This window comes from Allofustis seminis DSM 15817 (genome assembly GCF_000374325.1).
GTDB lineage: Bacteria > Bacillota > Bacilli > Lactobacillales > Carnobacteriaceae_A > Allofustis > Allofustis seminis.
This window is the reverse complement of the sequence record NZ_KB894079.1, coordinates 375,600-394,182: the sequence shown is the minus strand read 5'-3', so window position 1 is coordinate 394,182 and position 18,583 is coordinate 375,600. Positions and strand designations below refer to the sequence as shown.

General features: G+C 37.0%; 17 protein-coding genes. 11 read left to right on the top strand and 6 right to left on the bottom strand.

Annotated elements, in window-relative coordinates:
* Positions 1-6: 6 nt before the first annotated feature.
* The 6 genes from C231_RS0101800 to C231_RS0101775 all read left to right on the top strand — a co-directional run bounded on the left by C231_RS0101800 (position 7) and on the right by C231_RS0101775 (position 8,917).
* Complete coding sequence (locus tag C231_RS0101800; RefSeq protein WP_018658951.1) at positions 7-1,368, top strand: PFL family protein; 1,362 nt, start codon at positions 7-9, stop codon at positions 1,366-1,368.
* Positions 1,369-1,630: 262 nt separating this feature from the next.
* Complete coding sequence (locus C231_RS0101795) at positions 1,631-4,342, top strand: cation-translocating P-type ATPase (protein ID WP_018658950.1); 2,712 nt, start codon at positions 1,631-1,633, stop codon at positions 4,340-4,342.
* Between the two features lie 31 nt (positions 4,343-4,373).
* A complete protein-coding gene (locus C231_RS0101790) occupies positions 4,374-5,744 on the top strand; it encodes a hemolysin family protein (RefSeq protein ID WP_018658949.1) in 1,371 nt (456 codons plus the stop codon).
* Between the two features lie 100 nt (positions 5,745-5,844).
* Positions 5,845-6,747, top strand: coding sequence for a UDP-N-acetylmuramate dehydrogenase (gene murB, locus C231_RS0101785; protein WP_018658948.1), 903 nt, complete (start codon positions 5,845-5,847; stop codon positions 6,745-6,747).
* 171 nt (positions 6,748-6,918) lie between these two features.
* Complete coding sequence (gene rpiA, locus C231_RS0101780) at positions 6,919-7,596, top strand: ribose-5-phosphate isomerase RpiA (protein ID WP_018658947.1); 678 nt, start codon at positions 6,919-6,921, stop codon at positions 7,594-7,596.
* Between the two features lie 22 nt (positions 7,597-7,618).
* Positions 7,619-8,917 (top strand): pyrimidine-nucleoside phosphorylase, encoded by a 1,299-nt coding sequence (locus tag C231_RS0101775; protein ID WP_018658946.1) that lies wholly within the window; start codon positions 7,619-7,621, stop codon positions 8,915-8,917.
* An 82-nt stretch (positions 8,918-8,999) separates the two neighbouring features.
* Here the strand turns inward: C231_RS0101775 and fni are convergent, their stop codons facing one another.
* The 4 genes from fni to mvk are packed head-to-tail and all read right to left on the bottom strand — an operon-like array spanning position 9,000 to position 13,114.
* Entirely contained in the window at positions 9,000-10,073 is a 1,074-nt protein-coding gene (fni, locus tag C231_RS07575; protein ID WP_018658945.1) for a type 2 isopentenyl-diphosphate Delta-isomerase, read from the bottom strand.
* Complete coding sequence (locus C231_RS0101765; protein WP_018658944.1) at positions 10,063-11,169, bottom strand: phosphomevalonate kinase; 1,107 nt, start codon at positions 11,167-11,169, stop codon at positions 10,063-10,065. The genes fni and C231_RS0101765 overlap by 11 nt, the downstream gene beginning before the upstream one ends.
* Entirely contained in the window at positions 11,159-12,166 is a 1,008-nt protein-coding gene (mvaD, locus tag C231_RS0101760) for a diphosphomevalonate decarboxylase (protein ID WP_018658943.1), read from the bottom strand. Before mvaD ends, C231_RS0101765 begins: the two co-directional genes overlap by 11 nt.
* A 12-nt stretch (positions 12,167-12,178) precedes the next feature.
* Positions 12,179-13,114 (bottom strand): mevalonate kinase, encoded by a 936-nt coding sequence (mvk, locus tag C231_RS0101755; protein ID WP_018658942.1) that lies wholly within the window; start codon positions 13,112-13,114, stop codon positions 12,179-12,181.
* Between the two features lie 138 nt (positions 13,115-13,252).
* On the opposite strand from mvk, the gene coaA reads away from it, so the two are divergent.
* Complete coding sequence (coaA, locus tag C231_RS0101750) at positions 13,253-14,176, top strand: type I pantothenate kinase (RefSeq protein ID WP_018658941.1); 924 nt, start codon at positions 13,253-13,255, stop codon at positions 14,174-14,176.
* A 36-nt stretch (positions 14,177-14,212) separates the two neighbouring features.
* Positions 14,213-15,757, top strand: a complete 1,545-nt coding sequence (guaA, locus tag C231_RS0101745; protein ID WP_018658940.1) for a glutamine-hydrolyzing GMP synthase — start codon at positions 14,213-14,215, stop codon at positions 15,755-15,757.
* Between the two features lie 190 nt (positions 15,758-15,947).
* On the opposite strand, the gene C231_RS08165 is transcribed toward guaA, so the two are convergent.
* Together C231_RS08165 and C231_RS08830 are read right to left on the bottom strand one after the other, a co-directional pair.
* Positions 15,948-16,211 carry a hypothetical protein gene (locus C231_RS08165; RefSeq protein WP_018658939.1) on the bottom strand — a complete coding sequence of 88 codons (264 nt, stop codon included), beginning with the start codon at positions 16,209-16,211 and terminating at the stop codon, positions 15,948-15,950.
* A complete protein-coding gene (locus tag C231_RS08830) occupies positions 16,175-16,639 on the bottom strand; it encodes a HEPN/Toprim-associated domain-containing protein (protein WP_425386741.1) in 465 nt (154 codons plus the stop codon). The genes C231_RS08165 and C231_RS08830 overlap by 37 nt, the downstream gene beginning before the upstream one ends.
* Before the next feature lie 27 nt (positions 16,640-16,666).
* Here C231_RS08830 and C231_RS08530 point away from each other — a divergent pair, with 27 nt between their 5' ends.
* The 3 genes from C231_RS08530 to C231_RS07565 all read left to right on the top strand — a co-directional run bounded on the left by C231_RS08530 (position 16,667) and on the right by C231_RS07565 (position 18,553).
* Complete coding sequence (locus tag C231_RS08530) at positions 16,667-16,813, top strand: hypothetical protein (protein ID WP_018658938.1); 147 nt, start codon at positions 16,667-16,669, stop codon at positions 16,811-16,813.
* Between the two features lie 162 nt (positions 16,814-16,975).
* Complete coding sequence (locus C231_RS0101730; protein WP_018658937.1) at positions 16,976-17,179, top strand: helix-turn-helix domain-containing protein; 204 nt, start codon at positions 16,976-16,978, stop codon at positions 17,177-17,179.
* Positions 17,180-17,188: 9 nt separating this feature from the next.
* On the top strand, positions 17,189-18,553 hold the full coding sequence (locus tag C231_RS07565) for a site-specific DNA-methyltransferase (RefSeq protein ID WP_051079232.1): 1,365 nt from the start codon (positions 17,189-17,191) through the stop codon (positions 18,551-18,553).
* The last annotated feature ends 30 nt before the right edge of the window (positions 18,554-18,583 follow it).

Here is an 18,583-nt window from a genome sequence, read left to right as displayed (position 1 = left end):
AATAGCATGAGACTACACATTGATGAAATTTCAGAAACAGTCCGCATGGTACAGGCCGAGAACTTAGATGTTCGTACAGTAACTTTAGGTATTGATTTACATAGTTGTGTGGATGCACAGATTGAGACGCTTTGCCAGAATATCACGGGAAAAATACGCTATTATGCAAAAGACTTAAAAAAAATTGCTGACCAAGTAGCTAAAGAATATGGGATACCAATCATTAATAAACGAATTGCAATTACACCAATTGCAGAAATTATTGGGAAAGCATCGCCAGAAGGCATTGTCAAAGTTGCCCGTGCAATTGATGCAGTAGCTAAGGAAGTGGATGTAGATTTTATTGGGGGCTTTTCGGCACTGATTCATAAAAATCTTACCCATGCCGATTACAACTGGCTGAAGGCGTTGCCGCAAGTATTATGTCAGACGGAGCGGATCTGTGCAAGTGCCTCAATCGGCTCTACACGTTCTGGAATATATATGGATGCAATTTATGATTTAAGTGAAGCAATTTTGCAGATGGCAGAGATGAGTAAAGACCAAGATAGTCTAGCCTGTGCAAAATTTGTCGTATTTTGTAATCCTGTTGAAGATAATCCATTCATGGCAGGTGCTTTTCATGGTGCAGGTGAAGGCGAAGTTTCTTTAAGTGTTGGTGTGAGTGGCCCTGGAGTTGTCTATAATGCGCTCAAGCGTCATCCTCATGCCGATCTAAATGAAATATATGACATTATAAAGAAAACTTCCTTCAAAATTACACGTGCTGGAGAAATGATAGGACGTGAAGTAGCTGCGCGGTTAGATGTTCCCTTTAACATTATCGATTTATCACTTGCACCGACCAATGCTCAAAATGATAGTGTCGCTGATATTTTAGAAGAAATTGGTCTGGAAAGTGTGGGCACACATGGTACAATTGCAGCTTTAGCGATGATGAATGATGCTGTCAAAAAAGGTGGTGCCATGGCAAGCAATGCTATTGGGGGTTTAAGTGGTGCCTTCATTCCTGTGAGCGAAGACAATGGGATGATTGCGGGAATTGAAGCAGGAGCTTTAACACTTGATAAATTAGAAGGAATGACGGCCGTTTGTTCTGTTGGTTTGGATATGATTGCAATTGAAGGGACAGCCACTGCTGATCAAATTGCTGGAATTATTGCAGATGAAGCAGCGATTGGCATGATTAATCGAAAAACAACAGCAGTGCGTGTTATTCCAGTTATCGGCAAAAAAGTAGGTGAGATGGCTGAATTTGGTGGATTATTAGGACGTGCACCAATTATTTCGGTGAAGCCTTTTTCAAGCAAGCGTTTATTTGAGCGTGGGGGAAGAATTCCAGCACCTTTTCAAGGCATGACGAATTAAAAAAGTCAAAAGATGACTAATTTTTGGAAATCTATTTTATTTTGCGTTATAATATTCAGTATATACTATATACATAGGGGAGTAACTAAAGGATCACCTTCAGGCAAGGAGTCCTTGTTTAATATCAACAACGATAAGCTGTTTTTTTAAGAAATAGCTGGTATTAAACTTAAATAGTGAGACTTATGCCACCATTAATAGGGAGTTGCATAAGTCTTTTTTTATGTGATAGTCCCAAATAAAAAAGAAAGAGGAGACATTTTTGAAATTTGAAGCAAAAAATGCATACTTAAAAACAAGTGAAGAGGTTCTAAATGCCTTAAATGTTGATAAAAACAAAGGACTTTCTTCGGCAGAAGCAAAAGCACGCTTAGAACAATATGGCGCAAATGAATTGCAAACGGAAGAAAAAATTTCTACTTTGCAAAAGTTCATCAATCAATTTAAAGATTTTATGATTATTGTACTCTTAGTTGCAGCCATTATTTCATGGACAATTAGCGGAGAATTTGCAGACGCCGTTGTGATTTTGATTGTTGTCATTTTAAATGCAGTGATGGGAGTATTTCAAGAGAATAAAGCTGAGGAAGCTATTAATGCATTGCGACAAATGGCCTCTCCTGAAGCACAAGTTGTTCGCGATGGTCAAATAAAAATCATCAAAAGCGGTGAGATTGTACCAGGCGATATTGTTCACTTCGAAGCTGGAGATGTGGTGTCTGCTGATATTCGTCTAGTTGAAGCGAATTCTTTAAAGATAGAAGAGGCAGCACTCACTGGTGAATCTGTTCCAGTTGAGAAAGATGTAGCAGTCATCAAAGAAGAGGTAGGAATTGGCGATCGGCGCAATATGGCTTATTCAAGTACAAATGTTACATATGGCCGAGCAGTGGGTGTTGTAACAGCTACGGCAATGGCTACTGAAGTTGGGCACATTGCACGTATGCTAGCGACTACGGAAGCACAAAAGACTCCATTGCAACGCGATCAAGATGAATTAGGCAAGAAATTAACATATGCGATTATTATAATTGCGATTGCTACCTTTTTAGTTGGTACTTTTGTTCAAGGTATCGCATGGACGAAGATGTTGTTGGTTGCTGTTTCATTAGCAGTAGCTGCTATTCCAGAAGGCTTACCAGCAATTTCAACGATTATTTTATCTATTGGAACCCAGAATATGTCGAAACGTAATGCACTAATTCGTTCACTTCCTGCAGTAGAAACTTTGGGAAGTACACAAGTTATTTGCTCTGACAAGACGGGAACACTCACTTTAAATCAAATGACTGTAGAGCAAAGCTATTATGATGGTCAGGTGCATTCTGCTGCTGATGGTGTGGCACAGGACAGTCATTTAATGCGTACGCTAACCTTTGCCAATGATACAAAAATAGATAAAGACGATGGTCTCGTGGGAGATCCTACTGAAACATCTCTCATTCAATTTGCACTTGATCATCACTATGACTTGCAGCAAGCACTTGACGAAATGCCACGAGTAGGCGAACTCCCTTTTGATTCTGAGCGAAAATTAATGTCAACCATCCATAAGATGGCAGACGGCCGCTATTTTGTGGCGGTAAAAGGTGCACCCGATCAACTGATTAATCGAGTAAGTCAAAAAGAAGAAAATGGACAGATCAGTGAGTTCACTGCGCAAGACCGTCAGCATGTGTCGCAAGTGAATACCGATTTTGCAAAACAAGCCTTGCGTGTGCTCGCAGCAGCTTATAAAATTATCGATCATCTCCCTGAATCACTGACAACTGAAACGATTGAGAATGATTTAGTCTTTGCTGGACTGGTGGCAATGATTGATCCAGAAAGACCAGAAGCGCGCGATTCCATTAATGAGGCACGTAAAGCAGGAATCCGTACGATTATGATTACAGGAGACCATGCCGTAACAGCTCAAGCAATTGCGGAACGTTTGACAATTCTTAATCCAACAGATGAACACAATGAAATGCATGTGATGACAGGAGCACAGCTTGACGAAATGAGCGATGAAGACTTGGCTCAAAATATTGCACAGTACTCCGTCTATGCTCGCGTATCACCTGAGCATAAAGTTAGAATTATTAAAGCATGGCAAGCCAATGGTAAAGTTGTCTCCATGACCGGTGATGGGGTCAATGATGCACCAAGCCTGAAACAAGCAGATATTGGTGTTGGAATGGGCATTACTGGAACAGAAGTATCAAAAGGTGCAAGTGATATGATTCTTGCTGATGATAATTTTGCAACGATTGTTCATGCTGTTGAAGAAGGACGTAAAGTATTCTCTAACATTCAAAAAGTAGTTCAATACTTATTATCTGCCAACTTAGGTGAGGTGCTTGTCTTATTTATTGCGACACTTTTAGGCTGGCAAATATTAGAACCTATTCATATTCTTTGGATTAACTTAGTAACAGATGTTTTCCCTGCGATTGCCTTAGGAATGGAAAATGGCGATAAAGATGCTATGGAATATGCGCCGCGCGATGTGGACGAATCATTCTTATCGAATGGGATTTTGCCAAGTATCATTTACCAAGGAATTTTTGAAGCTGCCTTGACATTATTTGTTTATTGGTTTGCACGTTATCAATTTGCACCGCAATATTATGCTGATCAAGCACACATTATCAACTTGGCAGAAACTATGGCCTTTATGACACTTGGTTTGATTCAACTTTTCCATGCCTTCAATATGAAGAGCGTCTTCCAATCATTATTTTCAATCAATCCATTTGCCAATCGACACTTAAATCTTGCCGCTGTTGGAAGTGGTGCATTACTTCTTGGCGTTGTTTTAACGCCGGGGGTCAACCAATTCTTTGATATTACCATGCCAGATATTAAAGGCTGGGCGATTATAGTTGTTTCAGCATTTAGTATTACTATTTTCACAGAAGTGGTAAAATGGTTACTAAGAGCGCTCAATATTGACAAAAAATATCAAAAACGTGCGGTGATTAAAAACTAATCAATTTATAAAAAGAGGAGAGAGTATTTCCATGGATCCCTCGGGGAATTCGTTATTTATACCATTGATCATCATTATCATATTAACGGCCATCAATGCCTTTTTTTCAGCAGCAGAGATTGCCTTTGTTTCGATTAATCCATTGAAGATGGAATGTTCAGCAGAAGAAGGTAACAAAAAAGCTAAGAGAGTTTTAGAACTTTTGAAAGATTCGGATAGCTTTTTAGCAACCCTTCAAGTGGCGATTACGCTAGCGAGCCTTTTATCGAGTGCATTAGCAGCACTTACTTTCAGTCATTATGTGGTAGAAATGTTGCCAGACTTTTCAGGAGTCAAGATAGTTGCTACAGTTATTGTGACTATTATATTGGCAAATATTTCGCTTGTTCTAGGAGAATGGTTTCCGAAGAAGATAGCACTACAAATGCCTGAAAAAGTAGCAATGGCTACTAGTGGAATTATTTATCTTTCACGTAAGTTTTTCCGCCCATTTGTGTGGTTACTTTCTGTAGCGACCGCCTTTTTGCAAAAAATCACACCTATTAATTTTTCTGAAACGAAAGAAAAATTTACGCGTGATGAGATGCAAGCTATTTTATCGGAAAGTCGCGAGACGGGCGGGATGGATGTAGAAGAGCTTTCCATGATGGAAGGCGTGCTCTCATTGGATTCAAAGATTGCACGTGAAGTCATGGTGCCACGTACAGATACTGAAATGTTAAATATTGAAGACCCATTTGAAGAGAATTTGCAAGAGATGATTGACAGTCCTTTTTCACGCTTACCACTTTATCAAGAAGAAAAAGATAATGTAATTGGCGTGATCCATGTAAAAAATCTTTTTAAAGCGATTAGTCAAAATGGCATAAATGATGTGAATTTGGAAGACATTGCCAATGAGCCACTATTTGTGCCCGCAACGATTTATATTGATGATTTGTTGATTGAATTCAAACGTCAGCAGCAACATATGGCCATCTTAATTGATGAATATGGTGGCGTGGAAGGTATAGTCACTATGGAGGACTTGCTAGAAGAAATTGTCGGCGAAATTGATGATGAAACAGACTTGCACGATATCTCAGAGATTCGCCATCTGGGAGGAGGCGTCTATTACTTAAATGGGACGCTTTCAATCGAAAAATATAATGAATTTTTTGGTCAACATTTATCTTCAGATGAATTCGATACCATTGCGGGATTAATCATTGAGAAGTTGGGCTATGTGCCACGAAGTACGGATAATGTCAAAATTCGTATCAATGATGCAGTGATTGAAATGGATCATATTGAAAATGGTCGCATTTATGGTTTGATTTCGCGCCCTGATCCTGAGCACCAAATCGAAGTGACTGCAGAACTTTGTGATGCGATTGAACCAGAAGAAGAAATAGAAGATTAATGAATAAGGAGCAACCACTGACCTGTGGTTGCTTTTTTAAAAGTTCATGCTAAAATTATCGTATACTTATTCATGAATAGAATGAGGGAGATGGAGAGATTTGCACTATATTAGAGAGAAATTTCCAAACTTACGAATTAAAAAGGACGAACATTTATCCCAATATACTTATACGCAAACGGGCGGACCAGCAGATTATGTCGTCTTCCCTGAAACAGTAGCTCAAGTTAAAGAAATTATCAACTGGGTGAATGAAAAGCAGCTACCGCTCACTATTTTAGGAAATGCAAGTAATTTAATCGTACGCGATGGCGGGATTCGTGGTGTCGTAATGATGCTAACGGCTTTGGATCAGATTGCAGTTGCCGATAACAAAGTGGTTGCACAAGCAGGAGCAGCTTTAATTGATGCAAGTGAACAAGCTTGTCAACATCATTTAACAGGGCTGGAATTTGCTTGTGGTATTCCTGGAAGTGTTGGTGGCGCACTTTATATGAACGCAGGAGCTTATGGTGGCGAAGTCAAAGATTGCATTGAAAAGGCAACCGTTATCACACGTGCGGGCGAAATAAAAACATATACTCATGCTGACTTAGATTTTTCCTACCGTCATAGTCTAGTTCAAAAAACTGGCGATATAGTGCTTGAAGTGACTTTCGCCTTAAGTCCAGGAAATGTTCAAGACATTCGCAGTAAGATGGACGAGCTAACAGAACTACGCACTTCTAAACAACCATTAGAATATCCTTCATGTGGGTCAGTGTTTAAGCGCCCAGAAGGACATTTTACTGGAAAATTAATTCAAGATGCAGGGCTTCAAGGACTTCAATGGGGTGGAGCACAAATCTCCACTAAACATGCAGGTTTTATTGTGAATATTGATCATGCTACCGCTACGGATTATGTGAAATTAATTGCACACATTCAAGCCGTCATAAAAGAAAAATATGATGTGATATTAGAAACAGAAGTTCACATTATTGGTGAAGAAGTTAGTGAATAACCAAACAAAGACACTTAGATGCTAATATTTTTGATAGCACTAAGTGTTTTTTTTTTTTTTTTTAAAATAAGCAGTTTCTTGTGAAAAAATAAGGAAAGACCTAAAAAAATAAAAAGATTGTGATATAATGAATTAATGATAGCGTTTTATTTTTGTGAAAGGGTGATTTTATTGAATCCAAAAAAGCGTGCAGGAATTGCTGCAGCACAATATATTACATCAGGAATGACGATCGGATTAGGAACAGGTTCGACTGTGTATTATATGGTGGAAGAAGTCGGGCGCCGTATTCGCGAAGAGAATCTAAACATCGAGTGTGTCACAACCTCTGAACGTACAAGCGAGCAAGCAAAACAATTAGGAATTGTCATTAAAGATCTAGATGATGTGGACCATATTGATTTGACAATTGACGGTGCCGATGAAATCTCAAAAGATTATCAAGGAATAAAAGGCGGCGGGGCAGCGTTACTATTTGAAAAAATTGTTGCTACTTATTCTAATAAAAATATTTGGATTATTGATGAAAGTAAACAAGTACAAGAATTGGGAGCTTTTCCACTTCCTATTGAAGTCGTCCCTTATGGTAGCGAGCATTTGTTCAAATATTTTCAAGAAAAGAATTATAAACCCACTTTTCGCTTAAATGACACAGGTGAGAAGCTAAAAACAGATGGCGGCCATTATATTATTGATTTGCATCTAGAAAAGATTGCCCATCCTAAAGAGCTAGCACATGAATTATCGACATTGGTCGGAGTCGTAGAGCATGGATTATTTATTGATATCGTAAATCAAATTATTATAGGCACAGATCAAGACATAAAAGTAATAGAAGTAAGACATTAAGCAACAAATGGAGGAACAAAACATGAGAATGATCGATTTAATTGCTAAAAAAAGAGACAACCACGTCTTAACTCCGGAAGAAATCAAATTTATGATTGAAGGATATACAGCAGGAGATATCCCAGACTATCAAATGAGCGCAATGTTAATGGCCATTTATTTTAATGGGATGGAGACTGAGGAGTTAAAAGAGCTAACGATGGCAATGGTCGAGTCTGGAGATCAAATTGACCTTTCAGCTATTGAGGGAGTAAAAGTTGACAAACACTCGACAGGTGGGGTTGGCGATACAACGACACTTGTTTTAGCACCACTCGTTGCTGCATTAGGAATACCTGTTGCTAAAATGAGCGGACGCGGCTTAGGTCATACAGGTGGCACCCTTGATAAATTGGAATCCATTGAAGGATTTCATATTGAAATTGAAGAAGATGAATTCGCTGAAATGGTTAATAAGAATAAAATCGCAGTAATTGGCCAGACGGGTAACTTAACGCCAGCCGATAAAGCAATTTATGCTTTACGTGATGTAACGGGAACTGTTCAATCAATTCCACTTATTGCAAGTTCTATCATGAGCAAGAAAATTGCTTCTGGAAGTGATGCTATCGTTCTTGATGTAAAAGTCGGCTCAGGAGCCTTTATGAAAGATATCAAACATGCAGAGACACTTGCCCAGACAATGGTAAATATTGGCAAATCAGTCGGTCGTCAAACAATGGCAGTCATCAGCGATATGAATCAACCACTAGGACGAATGATAGGAAATGCCCTCGAAGTAAAAGAAGCCATTGATACATTAAAAGGAGAAGGGCCAGAAGATCTAACAGAACTTTGCCTAACACTTGGTAGTCAAATGGTTTATTTAGGAAAAGGTGCAAATTCTTTAGAAGAAGCGCACGAAAAATTAATTGATGCCATTCAGTCAGGCGCTGCCCTTGAAAAGATGAAAGTATTTGTTGAAGCTCAAGGTGGCAATCCAGATGTCATTGACCATCCAGAACTACTTCCACAAGCACGCTATCAATTTGAAGTAAAAGCTGATCGTGAAGGTTACATTGAATCAATGAATGCTAACGAAATTGGAATTGCCGCAATGATTTTAGGTGCAGGTCGTGCAACAAAAGAATCTGAACTTGATTTGGCCGTTGGTCTAGAACTTCATAAAAAAATTGGAAATCCTGTAGCAAAAGGAGATGTTCTTGTTACTATCTATGCTGATCAAGAAGATGTAAGTGAGACAATTAATAAATTAATAGAAAATATTGTCATTGGCGACCATCCACAAGATATCACACTAATCCATGAAATTATTCAATAATTAAAAAAAGAAAGCTACTGCTGCCTTGTGCTTCTTAAAAGATTTAAGAAGAAATAGTAACAGCAGTAGCTTCTTTTTATATTTAGTCATTATAATTTGAACGAAAGCTATAATTTTTTGTTTGGATTGCACGATGATTGCACCAATTGAGTAAGTCTCCTTCAAAGATAAGATCTGTCTGGTGTAATGCTTTGGGTGCCTGAGCATTTAATAGTACCATCCATTTGATGAGTTCTTCATTCCATTCATGCAAAATATCAATTGCATGTTGTGGATCTTTAATGGCTAAGTGCAATATTTTACCAGAGATTCCAACAGCATCTGCTCCTAGTGCTAATGCTTTGATAATATCTAGCGGTGATTTAATGCCACCAGAAGCGATAATTTGAGCATGAGGCTGTACTTCATTTGCTTCTAATAACGCTTCAGGTGTTGTAAGACCCCATGTTTCAAAAGAAGAGAGATCTGCAAGCTGTTGTTTTTTTCGGCGATAATTTTCAATCTGTGCAAAATTCGTACCGCCACGCCCACTGATATCAATTGCAGCGACACCTGCCTTGTCCAACCATTCAATTGTTTGGCGACTCATACCAAAGCCGACCTCTTTTACAATAATTGGTCGATCAATGGCATCAATAATTTCTAAAATATTTTGTTTCCATTTTTTGAAATGACGATCCCCCTCAGGCATCACGAGTTCTTGTGCAACATTTAGATGAATTTGTAAAGCATCTGCTTGAATTAAATCGATCGCTTTTTGAGCAGACTCAGCTGTACATCCTGCACCAAGGTTGGCGAGTATCACTCCATCAGGGTATATTTGGCGAACAATGGTATAAGAATCAGCAACGCTTTCATCTTTCAAGGCTGCACTCAATGAACCAAGTGCCATAGGAATTTGAAGTGCCTTAGCGACTTGTGCAAGTTTTTGATTAACATGTTTTGTCCACTCACTTCCGCCTGTCATTGCATTAATAAAATAAGGAAGTGGCTGCTTCATTCCTAAAAAAGAAGTAGTTAAAGAGATGTCTAAAACATCGAAAGCAGGCAGCGATTGTGGCACGAAACGAATATTTGAAAAGGAAGATGTTTCAGCGTGCATCGGATAGAAATGTTCCGCAAGTGAAACATGTTCATTTTTACGATTATCTTTCATTGAAATCCTCCTTTTGTAAAGGTGGGGTAATAGTTAAATTGAGTGGCGTAATATTATTTTTACGCCATTCTTTGGTGATCGTTGCTTTTGTTGTAGTTTGACGTGCAAATCCAATACCACAGTCGCCACCACCAGCGCCTGATATTTTTGCGGGCACATGATAGCGAGTACAGATTGCAACAAGTTCTTTTAAAGCGGTTGTTTCAATTGTTTTTTTCGTGAAAGGTTCTAATTTCAACATTAATTGCTGATTACAACAAATAGCCTGCGAGAAAATATCAAATTGCTGATGTTCAATAGCTGAAGTTGCTAATTTAACCATTTCTTGAATATTATGCAATAGGATTTTGTATTCTTTTGATGACTTATCTTTAGGGTGTGCACGCCGAATTAAATGATGTGTAGAAGCAGGATGACCGGTCCACCCGATTAGCATTTGCCAATCATTTGTCAGATGCAACGGTTTAACATTAAATGAATTCCAATCATTATAAATTATTTGTTGAATTGTTGAATGGCGCAACAATTTTGTTATTTTTTCGCGATCAAAATTCGTATACTCAATTAAGCCACCATAAGCGGATGCTGCTAAGTCACCATAAGAACCAGTAGCATTGATGGATAGATGTGTAATGACTCCCAATTTAAAGAGTAACTCTGCATCATAAGGAACTTTGAATATCTCTAACACTATGCGAATTGTACCAATGGTAATAGCGGCACTTGATCCCAGACCGAATTTTTGTCCCGCTTCATTTTTTAATTGAGTGGTAGTATGCAATGAATAGTAAGGGAGACTTTTTATATTTTTGACTTCTTTTACGTAACGCTCCGCTATTTCGATTGCTTTGACAACATATTTAAAATGAAATTTACTCTTTAGAATAATCTCCCCTGAAGCTAGACGGCCCCAGCGAATAGGGCGCTTCATAAAGCCTTCCGAATAGATTGTTGCAGATTTGGCAGAAGTCAGCTGTGCTTCAAATGTTATATAACGATCAATGGCTGCAACAATTGCACAATGCCCTGGACTTAATATAGAATATTCTCCTGCAATATAAATTTTTCCGGGAACTTGAATAGGTTTAATCTTCAATGATCATCACCTGATCTTCATTTACTTTTTGGACACCAGGTCCTGGAAGGGCTTTTACGAGTTGGTCTGGGGAATAATTCGACAATAATTTGTCATATATGATATCCATTTCACTTGCTTTGCAAATAATTTTAACATTAGGTCCAGCATCCATTGTGAAATAGGCCACATATCCAGCTTTTCGTAAATCTTTGACGCAATTCATGACCTGAATACTTTCAGGCGACCAATAATTAAAAGGGGGTTGTGCACTAAAATTAAGTGAATGCATCTTCAGCGCACTATGCTCAGCAATTTGGCCGACACGTTCAAGGTTGCGTTGCTTAATTGCTTTTTTTATTTCATGTAAATCTTTTTCACAAGATGATTTCCATGCATTATAAAAAGGAGATGTCTCAACGGCTCTACGCATACCTTCAGTACTTGAGATATCTTTTTTACCATCATGAACAATGACAAAAATCATGCCAATATCCCAATTTGCTTCATCAATGGGAATAGCATATGAATCGCTATCATCTGTTCCTTGTTGCCACTCGACAAATCCGCCAAAAATACTGCGACAAGCAGAACCTGATCCGCGGCGTGCTAGACATGAAAGTTCTTGTTTTGATAAATGAAGGCCTAAGGCATCATCTACTGCAGCAGTAAGTGCAGCAAGCCCTGATGCCGAACTTGCCAAGCCGGCAGCAGTTGGTACAGCATTATAAGAAGAAACTTTAGCATATTCCGTAACTTGTCCTAACTCTCTTGCAATATCTAAAATTTGCTGAACTTTTTTTAAAGCATGTGCTTCTTGTTTTTGCCCATTAATCCATAGCTCGTCCGCCATTAAATCTTTTGAAAATTCGACTTTTGTATCAGTATAAAAAGCATCCAATGTTAAGGATAATGAATTGTTTTGCGGAAGGAGGAGTGCTTCATCTTTTTTCCCCCAATATTTGATGAAAGCAATATTAGCATAAGCTCGCATCCAATCTGAACTTTTTGTATTCATTTTGTCCTCCCTTTAACGATTTAATGAATGAATCCATGTGCTGACAGCGCCACTTTGTTCTAGCGTATGGGCAATTTCTTCGGCTTTTTCAAAGTTTGAAGCTAAAGCAATCATACAGCCACCACGACCGCTTCCAGTAAGTTTTGCTCCAATGGCTCCTGCTTTTAGAGCAGCAGATGTTAATTCATCTAACTTTTCATTGCTGACGGTCCAATTTCTTAAAATATCTTGGGTTTCATTCATCGCCATTCCTAATGCTTCTAAATCTTTCTCATTGATTGCGCTTAATGTATGTTCAATAAGTGCTAAAATTTCTTCAAATTCTTTTTCAAATTTCTGTATATTTTCTTTGCGATATTCTGCCACACCTGCTACAGCACCTCTTGTCTGACCAACTTGTCCTGTATCAGCAATAACCAAATAACCGGGCATATGTAATGTAATTTTTTTTGCATAAGTATTTTTTTTAAATAAAAAAGGCATGTCATTTTTTACGATAAGCGCATCGACCCCACTTGGATTGCCATGTGCAATTTTTTCAGCAATGTCAACATATTCATCCAATTCTTCTTCAGAAAGTGGTAGTGCAAAATAATCAAAAAGTGCACGCACCAACGCTGTCGCAACAGCAGCACTACTTCCCATTCCACGCTCTGATGGTAGCGTATTATCAATCGTTATACAAAGTGGCTTTGAAAATTCAGGATGATCATTCATGAAATGGTGCAGAATAGCTTTTAAATTATCCAAATCACTCGGTGCTTCATGTAATTTTCCATTAAAATATTTTGAATGAAGGGTTGTAAAATCCTTATCTGGCGTAATCTCAACCCGAATGGTTAAATCTTGTAAAGGTAACGCGAGAGCTGGAGCACCGTATACAACGGCATGCTCTCCAATGAGAATAATTTTCCCATGCGCAGTACCTATTCCATGCTGTATGTTCATGTTGCGTGTCCTTTCTTTTGTCATAATAGTCATAGCATAGCACAAGTTATTTAAAAAAACTTAAAACTCTTAACATTCTCCAAAAAATAAATGACCTTTGTGGTACTATAAAGGCAAATAAAAAATTGGAGAAAATTTATGCAACAATCAAATGCTTACTATATTATGGATCGCCAAGAATGGAAAAAATTGAATAAAACGCAAATGATTTCGATGACGAATGAAGAATTAGAGTCCGTTCGCGCTTTAAATGATAAAGTATCTTTGAAAGATGTTAAAGAAGTCTATCTGCCCATTTTATCAGTTTTGAATATTCGATATGAGAATTATTTAAAACGTCAGCGTGCCATGCGTAAATTGCTCAATCAATCACCACAGCATGAAACTTATGTCATAGGAATTGCTGGAAGTGTGGCCGTAGGAAAAAGTACGCTCGCTCGCGTATTGCAGATAATTTTGAATGAATATTATAAAGCACTCAAAATAGATTTGATTACAACGGACGGCTTTTTATTCCCGAATGAGATTTTAAAAGAGCGACATATCATGCACCGTAAAGGCTTTCCAGAAAGTTATGATATGGATCGCCTGATTAACTTTATGGGGCAAGTAAAAGCAGGCACGCCGAATATTAGAGTCCCTAAATATTCTCATGAATTTTATAATATTATTCCAGATGAATATCAAATCGTTAATCAACCTGACATTTTAATTGTGGAAGGCATTAATACATTGCAGCTTCCATCAAATGAGAAAATTTATGCCAGTGATTTTTTTGATTTTAATTTGTATGTTGATGCAAAACCCGAATATATCGAAAAATGGTACTTGGACCGTTTCCGCCTCTTAGTGAATACCTCTTTCAAAAATCCAGACAACTATTATACACGCTTTGCAGATGTTCCACTAACCGAGGCAATTGCATATGCTCAAGGGATATGGCAAGACGTGAATGAGGTGAATCTGGTAGAATATATCTTGCCGACGAGGTTTCGTGCAGATCTTATTTTGCACAAGACAGTCGACCATTATATTGACAAAATCTTACTTCGAAAACATTAACTTTTCGAAATTATAAAAATGGGGGATCGATAAAAGATGAAAATCAAAGGAATGAAGAATTTGGACAAAATTGCAGTCATTGACTTTGGTAGCCAAATGAATCAACGCATTACCCGTTTAGTTCGTGAAGCAGGCGTTTATGCGGAGCTTGTTTCGCGAAAAACGACAGTTCAAGAATTAAAACAAGCTAACGTAAAAGGACTGATTTTTACTAGTAGCCCATGTCACGTGGATGCGCCAGATGCATTTACCATTGATCCAGAAATTTATGAAGCAGGCCTGCCAATTTTAGCAATTGGGTATGGACTCGAGCTAATGATAAGCCAACTCGGCGGAGAAATGAAGAAATTAACAACGCATCATGACTCACTACCGACTAATTGGACAAAAGAAACACCCCTCCTATCCAATATGGACTCCTTTGAAGCAGATCTTGCAGCAAAAGAAATTATTACAAAAATACCAGAAGGCTTTGAAGTTATTGCCACAAGTGAAGATAGCGAATTGCTTTCCATTGCAAATGTCGGAAAAAATTTATATGGCTTGCATTTCCATCCTGAAAGTCCACGAACCGAAAATGGACTAGACATGCTCCATCATTTCTTATTTGATATTTGCCATCTAGATGCAGAATGGACAATGGAACAATTTATTGAACAAGAAGTCCAAAAAATTCGCGAAACAGTTGGCGATCAAAAAGTACTTTTAGGTTTGTCAGGTGGAGTAGATTCCTCTGTTACAGGCGTCCTAATTCAAAAAGCAATCGGCAACCAACTGACATGTATTTTTGTCGATCATGGACTTTTGAGAAAAAATGAAGTCCAAGAAGTAATGGACAGCCTCAGTGGCAAATTCGGTCTAAATATTATTCAAGTAGATGCAGCAGATCGCTTCTTGGACAAATTACAAGGCATAACTAACCCTGAAGAGAAACGAAAAATTATCGGAAAAGAATTTATTGAAGTTTTTGATGATGAAGCAAGAAAATTGGCAGGAACTAAATTCCTTGCACAAGGAACCATTTATACCGACATTATCGAAAGCGGAACAGACACTGCCGAGACCATTAAGAGCCACCATAACGTTGGCGGCCTCCCAGAAGACTTAGAATTCCAACTGATTGAACCGCTGAATACATTATTCAAAGATGAAGTGCGCGCCTTAGGAACAGAACTTGGCATGCCTGAACATCAAGTATGGCGCCAACCATTCCCAGGACCAGGACTAGGCGTTCGCGTTGTCGGAGAAGTTACACGCGAGAAATTAGCCATTGTACGTGAAAGTGATGCTATCTTACGTGAAGAAATCAAAAATGCCGGACTTGAACGCGATATTTGGCAATATTTCACAATCTTGCCAGGCTTCAAGAGTGTCGGAGTACGCGATGACAAGAGAACCTATGACTATACAGTAGCCATTCGCGCCATTCACTCCGTTGATGGCGTAACAGCTGAATGGGCACGTATCCCCCTTGACCTACTTGCAAAAATCTCAACACGTATCACCGATGAAGTACCACATGTTAACCGCGTCGTGTATGACATCACTGGAAAACCACCTGCCACGATCGAGTGGGAGTAGTCGCAAAAAACTAAAAAAACTTGTAAAATCAACTGTTACAGAAGATGAAAAACTGTAACTGGGATTAAAATGGGAACATTTATAAAAAAGAATAAACTAAATAATAGTTCCAAGTGGTTTACATTTGGACAAAAAATTAGACCGTAGTTTCATGCTGCGGTCTTTTTGAGTAAATATTACGAAAATTAATTTATATGGAAATCCAACTTTCTAATATATAATCAACAAGATATTTTAATTTAGTAAAATCATATTCTTTTTTATAGAATTGATGAAATGATTTGATAAGTAAATTTTTTGGCTCAATATTTCCTTGATATTGCATTAACTTGTCGTTAAATCCAGTCCATCTAACATAAATTTCATCGTCTATTGAACTATGATCTAAAAAACATTCTATAGAAACTGCTTTTCCATTTATATTTTCTGTAGAATCTCCCTGGGGCCCTTGCATTTAAAATTATCAAAATCTTTATAATTAGGCAGAGTTATAACCTTTAGGTTATTTGGCAAATCAATTCCTTTAATATCATTATAAACAGATTTACCAACTGTATCATTATCTAAAATAACTAAAATGTTATTTAAAATATTTATTTTGGATAATCCTTTAACAAAATTCTTTAAATTACCTGTTCCGGTAAAAGGATAATTTTTCTCCATATCTATAAAATCAAAGAAATCTGCGATATCACTATAAAGTAGTTTAATACATTTTTTTATAATATCTGTGTCAGAACTACCCTCTGTTACAATAAGTATTTTTTCTTGTATAGTTAGTTTTGGAATAATATCTTCTTCTAAAATCCATCCGTTTTCAACAACATCTGCATATTCCCAAATTATATCTAGGTTATGATTTTTTTTATTTTCACTTAGAATTCTTAATGTAATATATGGATGTAAATTTTGAAGGAATTCTCTAATGTCGTAATATTCATACTAAATGAAGGCACTATAGAAGCTGAAGGCACACATGAAGAACTTATCAAAAAAGAAGGCACTTACAAAAACTTTATTATGAACAGAGAAAAAGCAATGAATTGGAAGTTGTAATCTTTTACGATTCTATTGTTTTGGATTAAGTAGAAGGAATAATTCGCCAAGGTGCAATTATAAATAAATAGCGCTAAAACAATCATAGAAATATAGCGTTCGCTATATTTCTATGATTTTATTTATGATATAGTAGTGTCATAGAATTATGAGAGGTGTAATATGAGTGTTTCATATCAAAAACTTTGGCACTTGCTACGGGGTAGAGATATAAAAAAGAAAGACTTAGCTAAACTTTCTGGACTTAGTATCTATACTATCAATAAGCTAAATAGTGGGGGCAATGTTACTGTAGAAGTTATTGAAAAAATATGTCATGCTCTAGATTGTAAAGTCGATGATATTTTAGAGTTTGCGAAAGAATAGGAGAAAATTATGTTAAAAGATCATATGTTGGCTAATGAGAATATAAAGCCAAATAGTAATGAAATTGAGAAGTTAAAACAAAATTTCCCACAGTTTTTTGATAAGGACGGAGAATTTCTAATAGATAGATTTATGGAGATGCTAAAGACAAGTGATATCAATCTTAGCAAAGAAGGATATGAACTAAAGTTTTTAGGAAAATCTTATGCAAGATACCTTTCCTCTACAAAAACAGAAACTTTTGTATCCCCACATATAGAAGAAAATGCAAAAGATGAAAACAAAAATAGTGAAAATCTATATATCGTTGGAGATAATATTGATGCGCTAAAACATTTACTAGGTTCTTATGCAGGAAAGATTAAGTGCATTTACATTGATCCACCCTACAACACAGGTTCTGATGGATTTGTCTATCCAGACGACTTTTCTTTTGATGCCAAAAAACTATCAGAAATGATAGGAATTGAGGAAGAAGAAGCTGAAAGGATTATCAACCTAAAAGGTAAAAGCTCCCATTCTGCATGGCTTACCTTTATGTACCCAAGATTAATACTGGCAAGGGAACTTTTAAGCGATGATGGGGTAATATTTATATCGATTGATGATAATGAACAAGCTAATTTGAAGCTTATGTGTGATGAGATATTTGGGGAAGAGAATTTTATATCAATGTTTCTATGGAATAAGACCTCTACACCTCCTAGTTTGTCAAAAGATGTAAGAAAAAAATATGAATATATTATATGTTATAAGATTTCTAATAATCGAGAAAATGGATTATCAGCCGGTATTATTGATGGAGGTGATATGCCTTTATTAAATGAGTCAAATGCAGAAAGAAAATTAAATTTTAGAAAAAATTCTATAATTTTTAAGATAAACGGCTTTTATCCAAAAGGTAAATATGATAGGGTTGAGCTTTTAGAAGATATTGAAATTGTAAATGGAAAGTCTACATCTGATTTGAAATTAAAAGGTAAATTTAAATGGACACAAGAAACTTTAGATAATGAAATTGAAAAAGGTACGGTATTCTGGGTAAAGACTGAAAAATTTGCTATACGTTATGAAAGAAAAGAAAGCAGAATAAAAGTACCATCAAATATTATCAATAAACTAGAGTGTAATGTTGGAACAAATGAAGAGGCTAGCAAAATGATAGGAACTTTATTTAATAATAAAACAATATTTGATTTTCCTAAACCTGTAACCCTTGTAAAATATATTGCTAATATGATAAACGATAATAACTCCATCATACTAAACTTCTTTTCAGGCAGTGCTACAACAGCCCATGCAGTAATGCAATTAAATGCTGAAAACGCCCAAAATTCGGGGGGGGGGCTGGAGCTAATAGAAAATATATATTAGTTCAACTTCCTGAAGTAATTGATGAAAAGA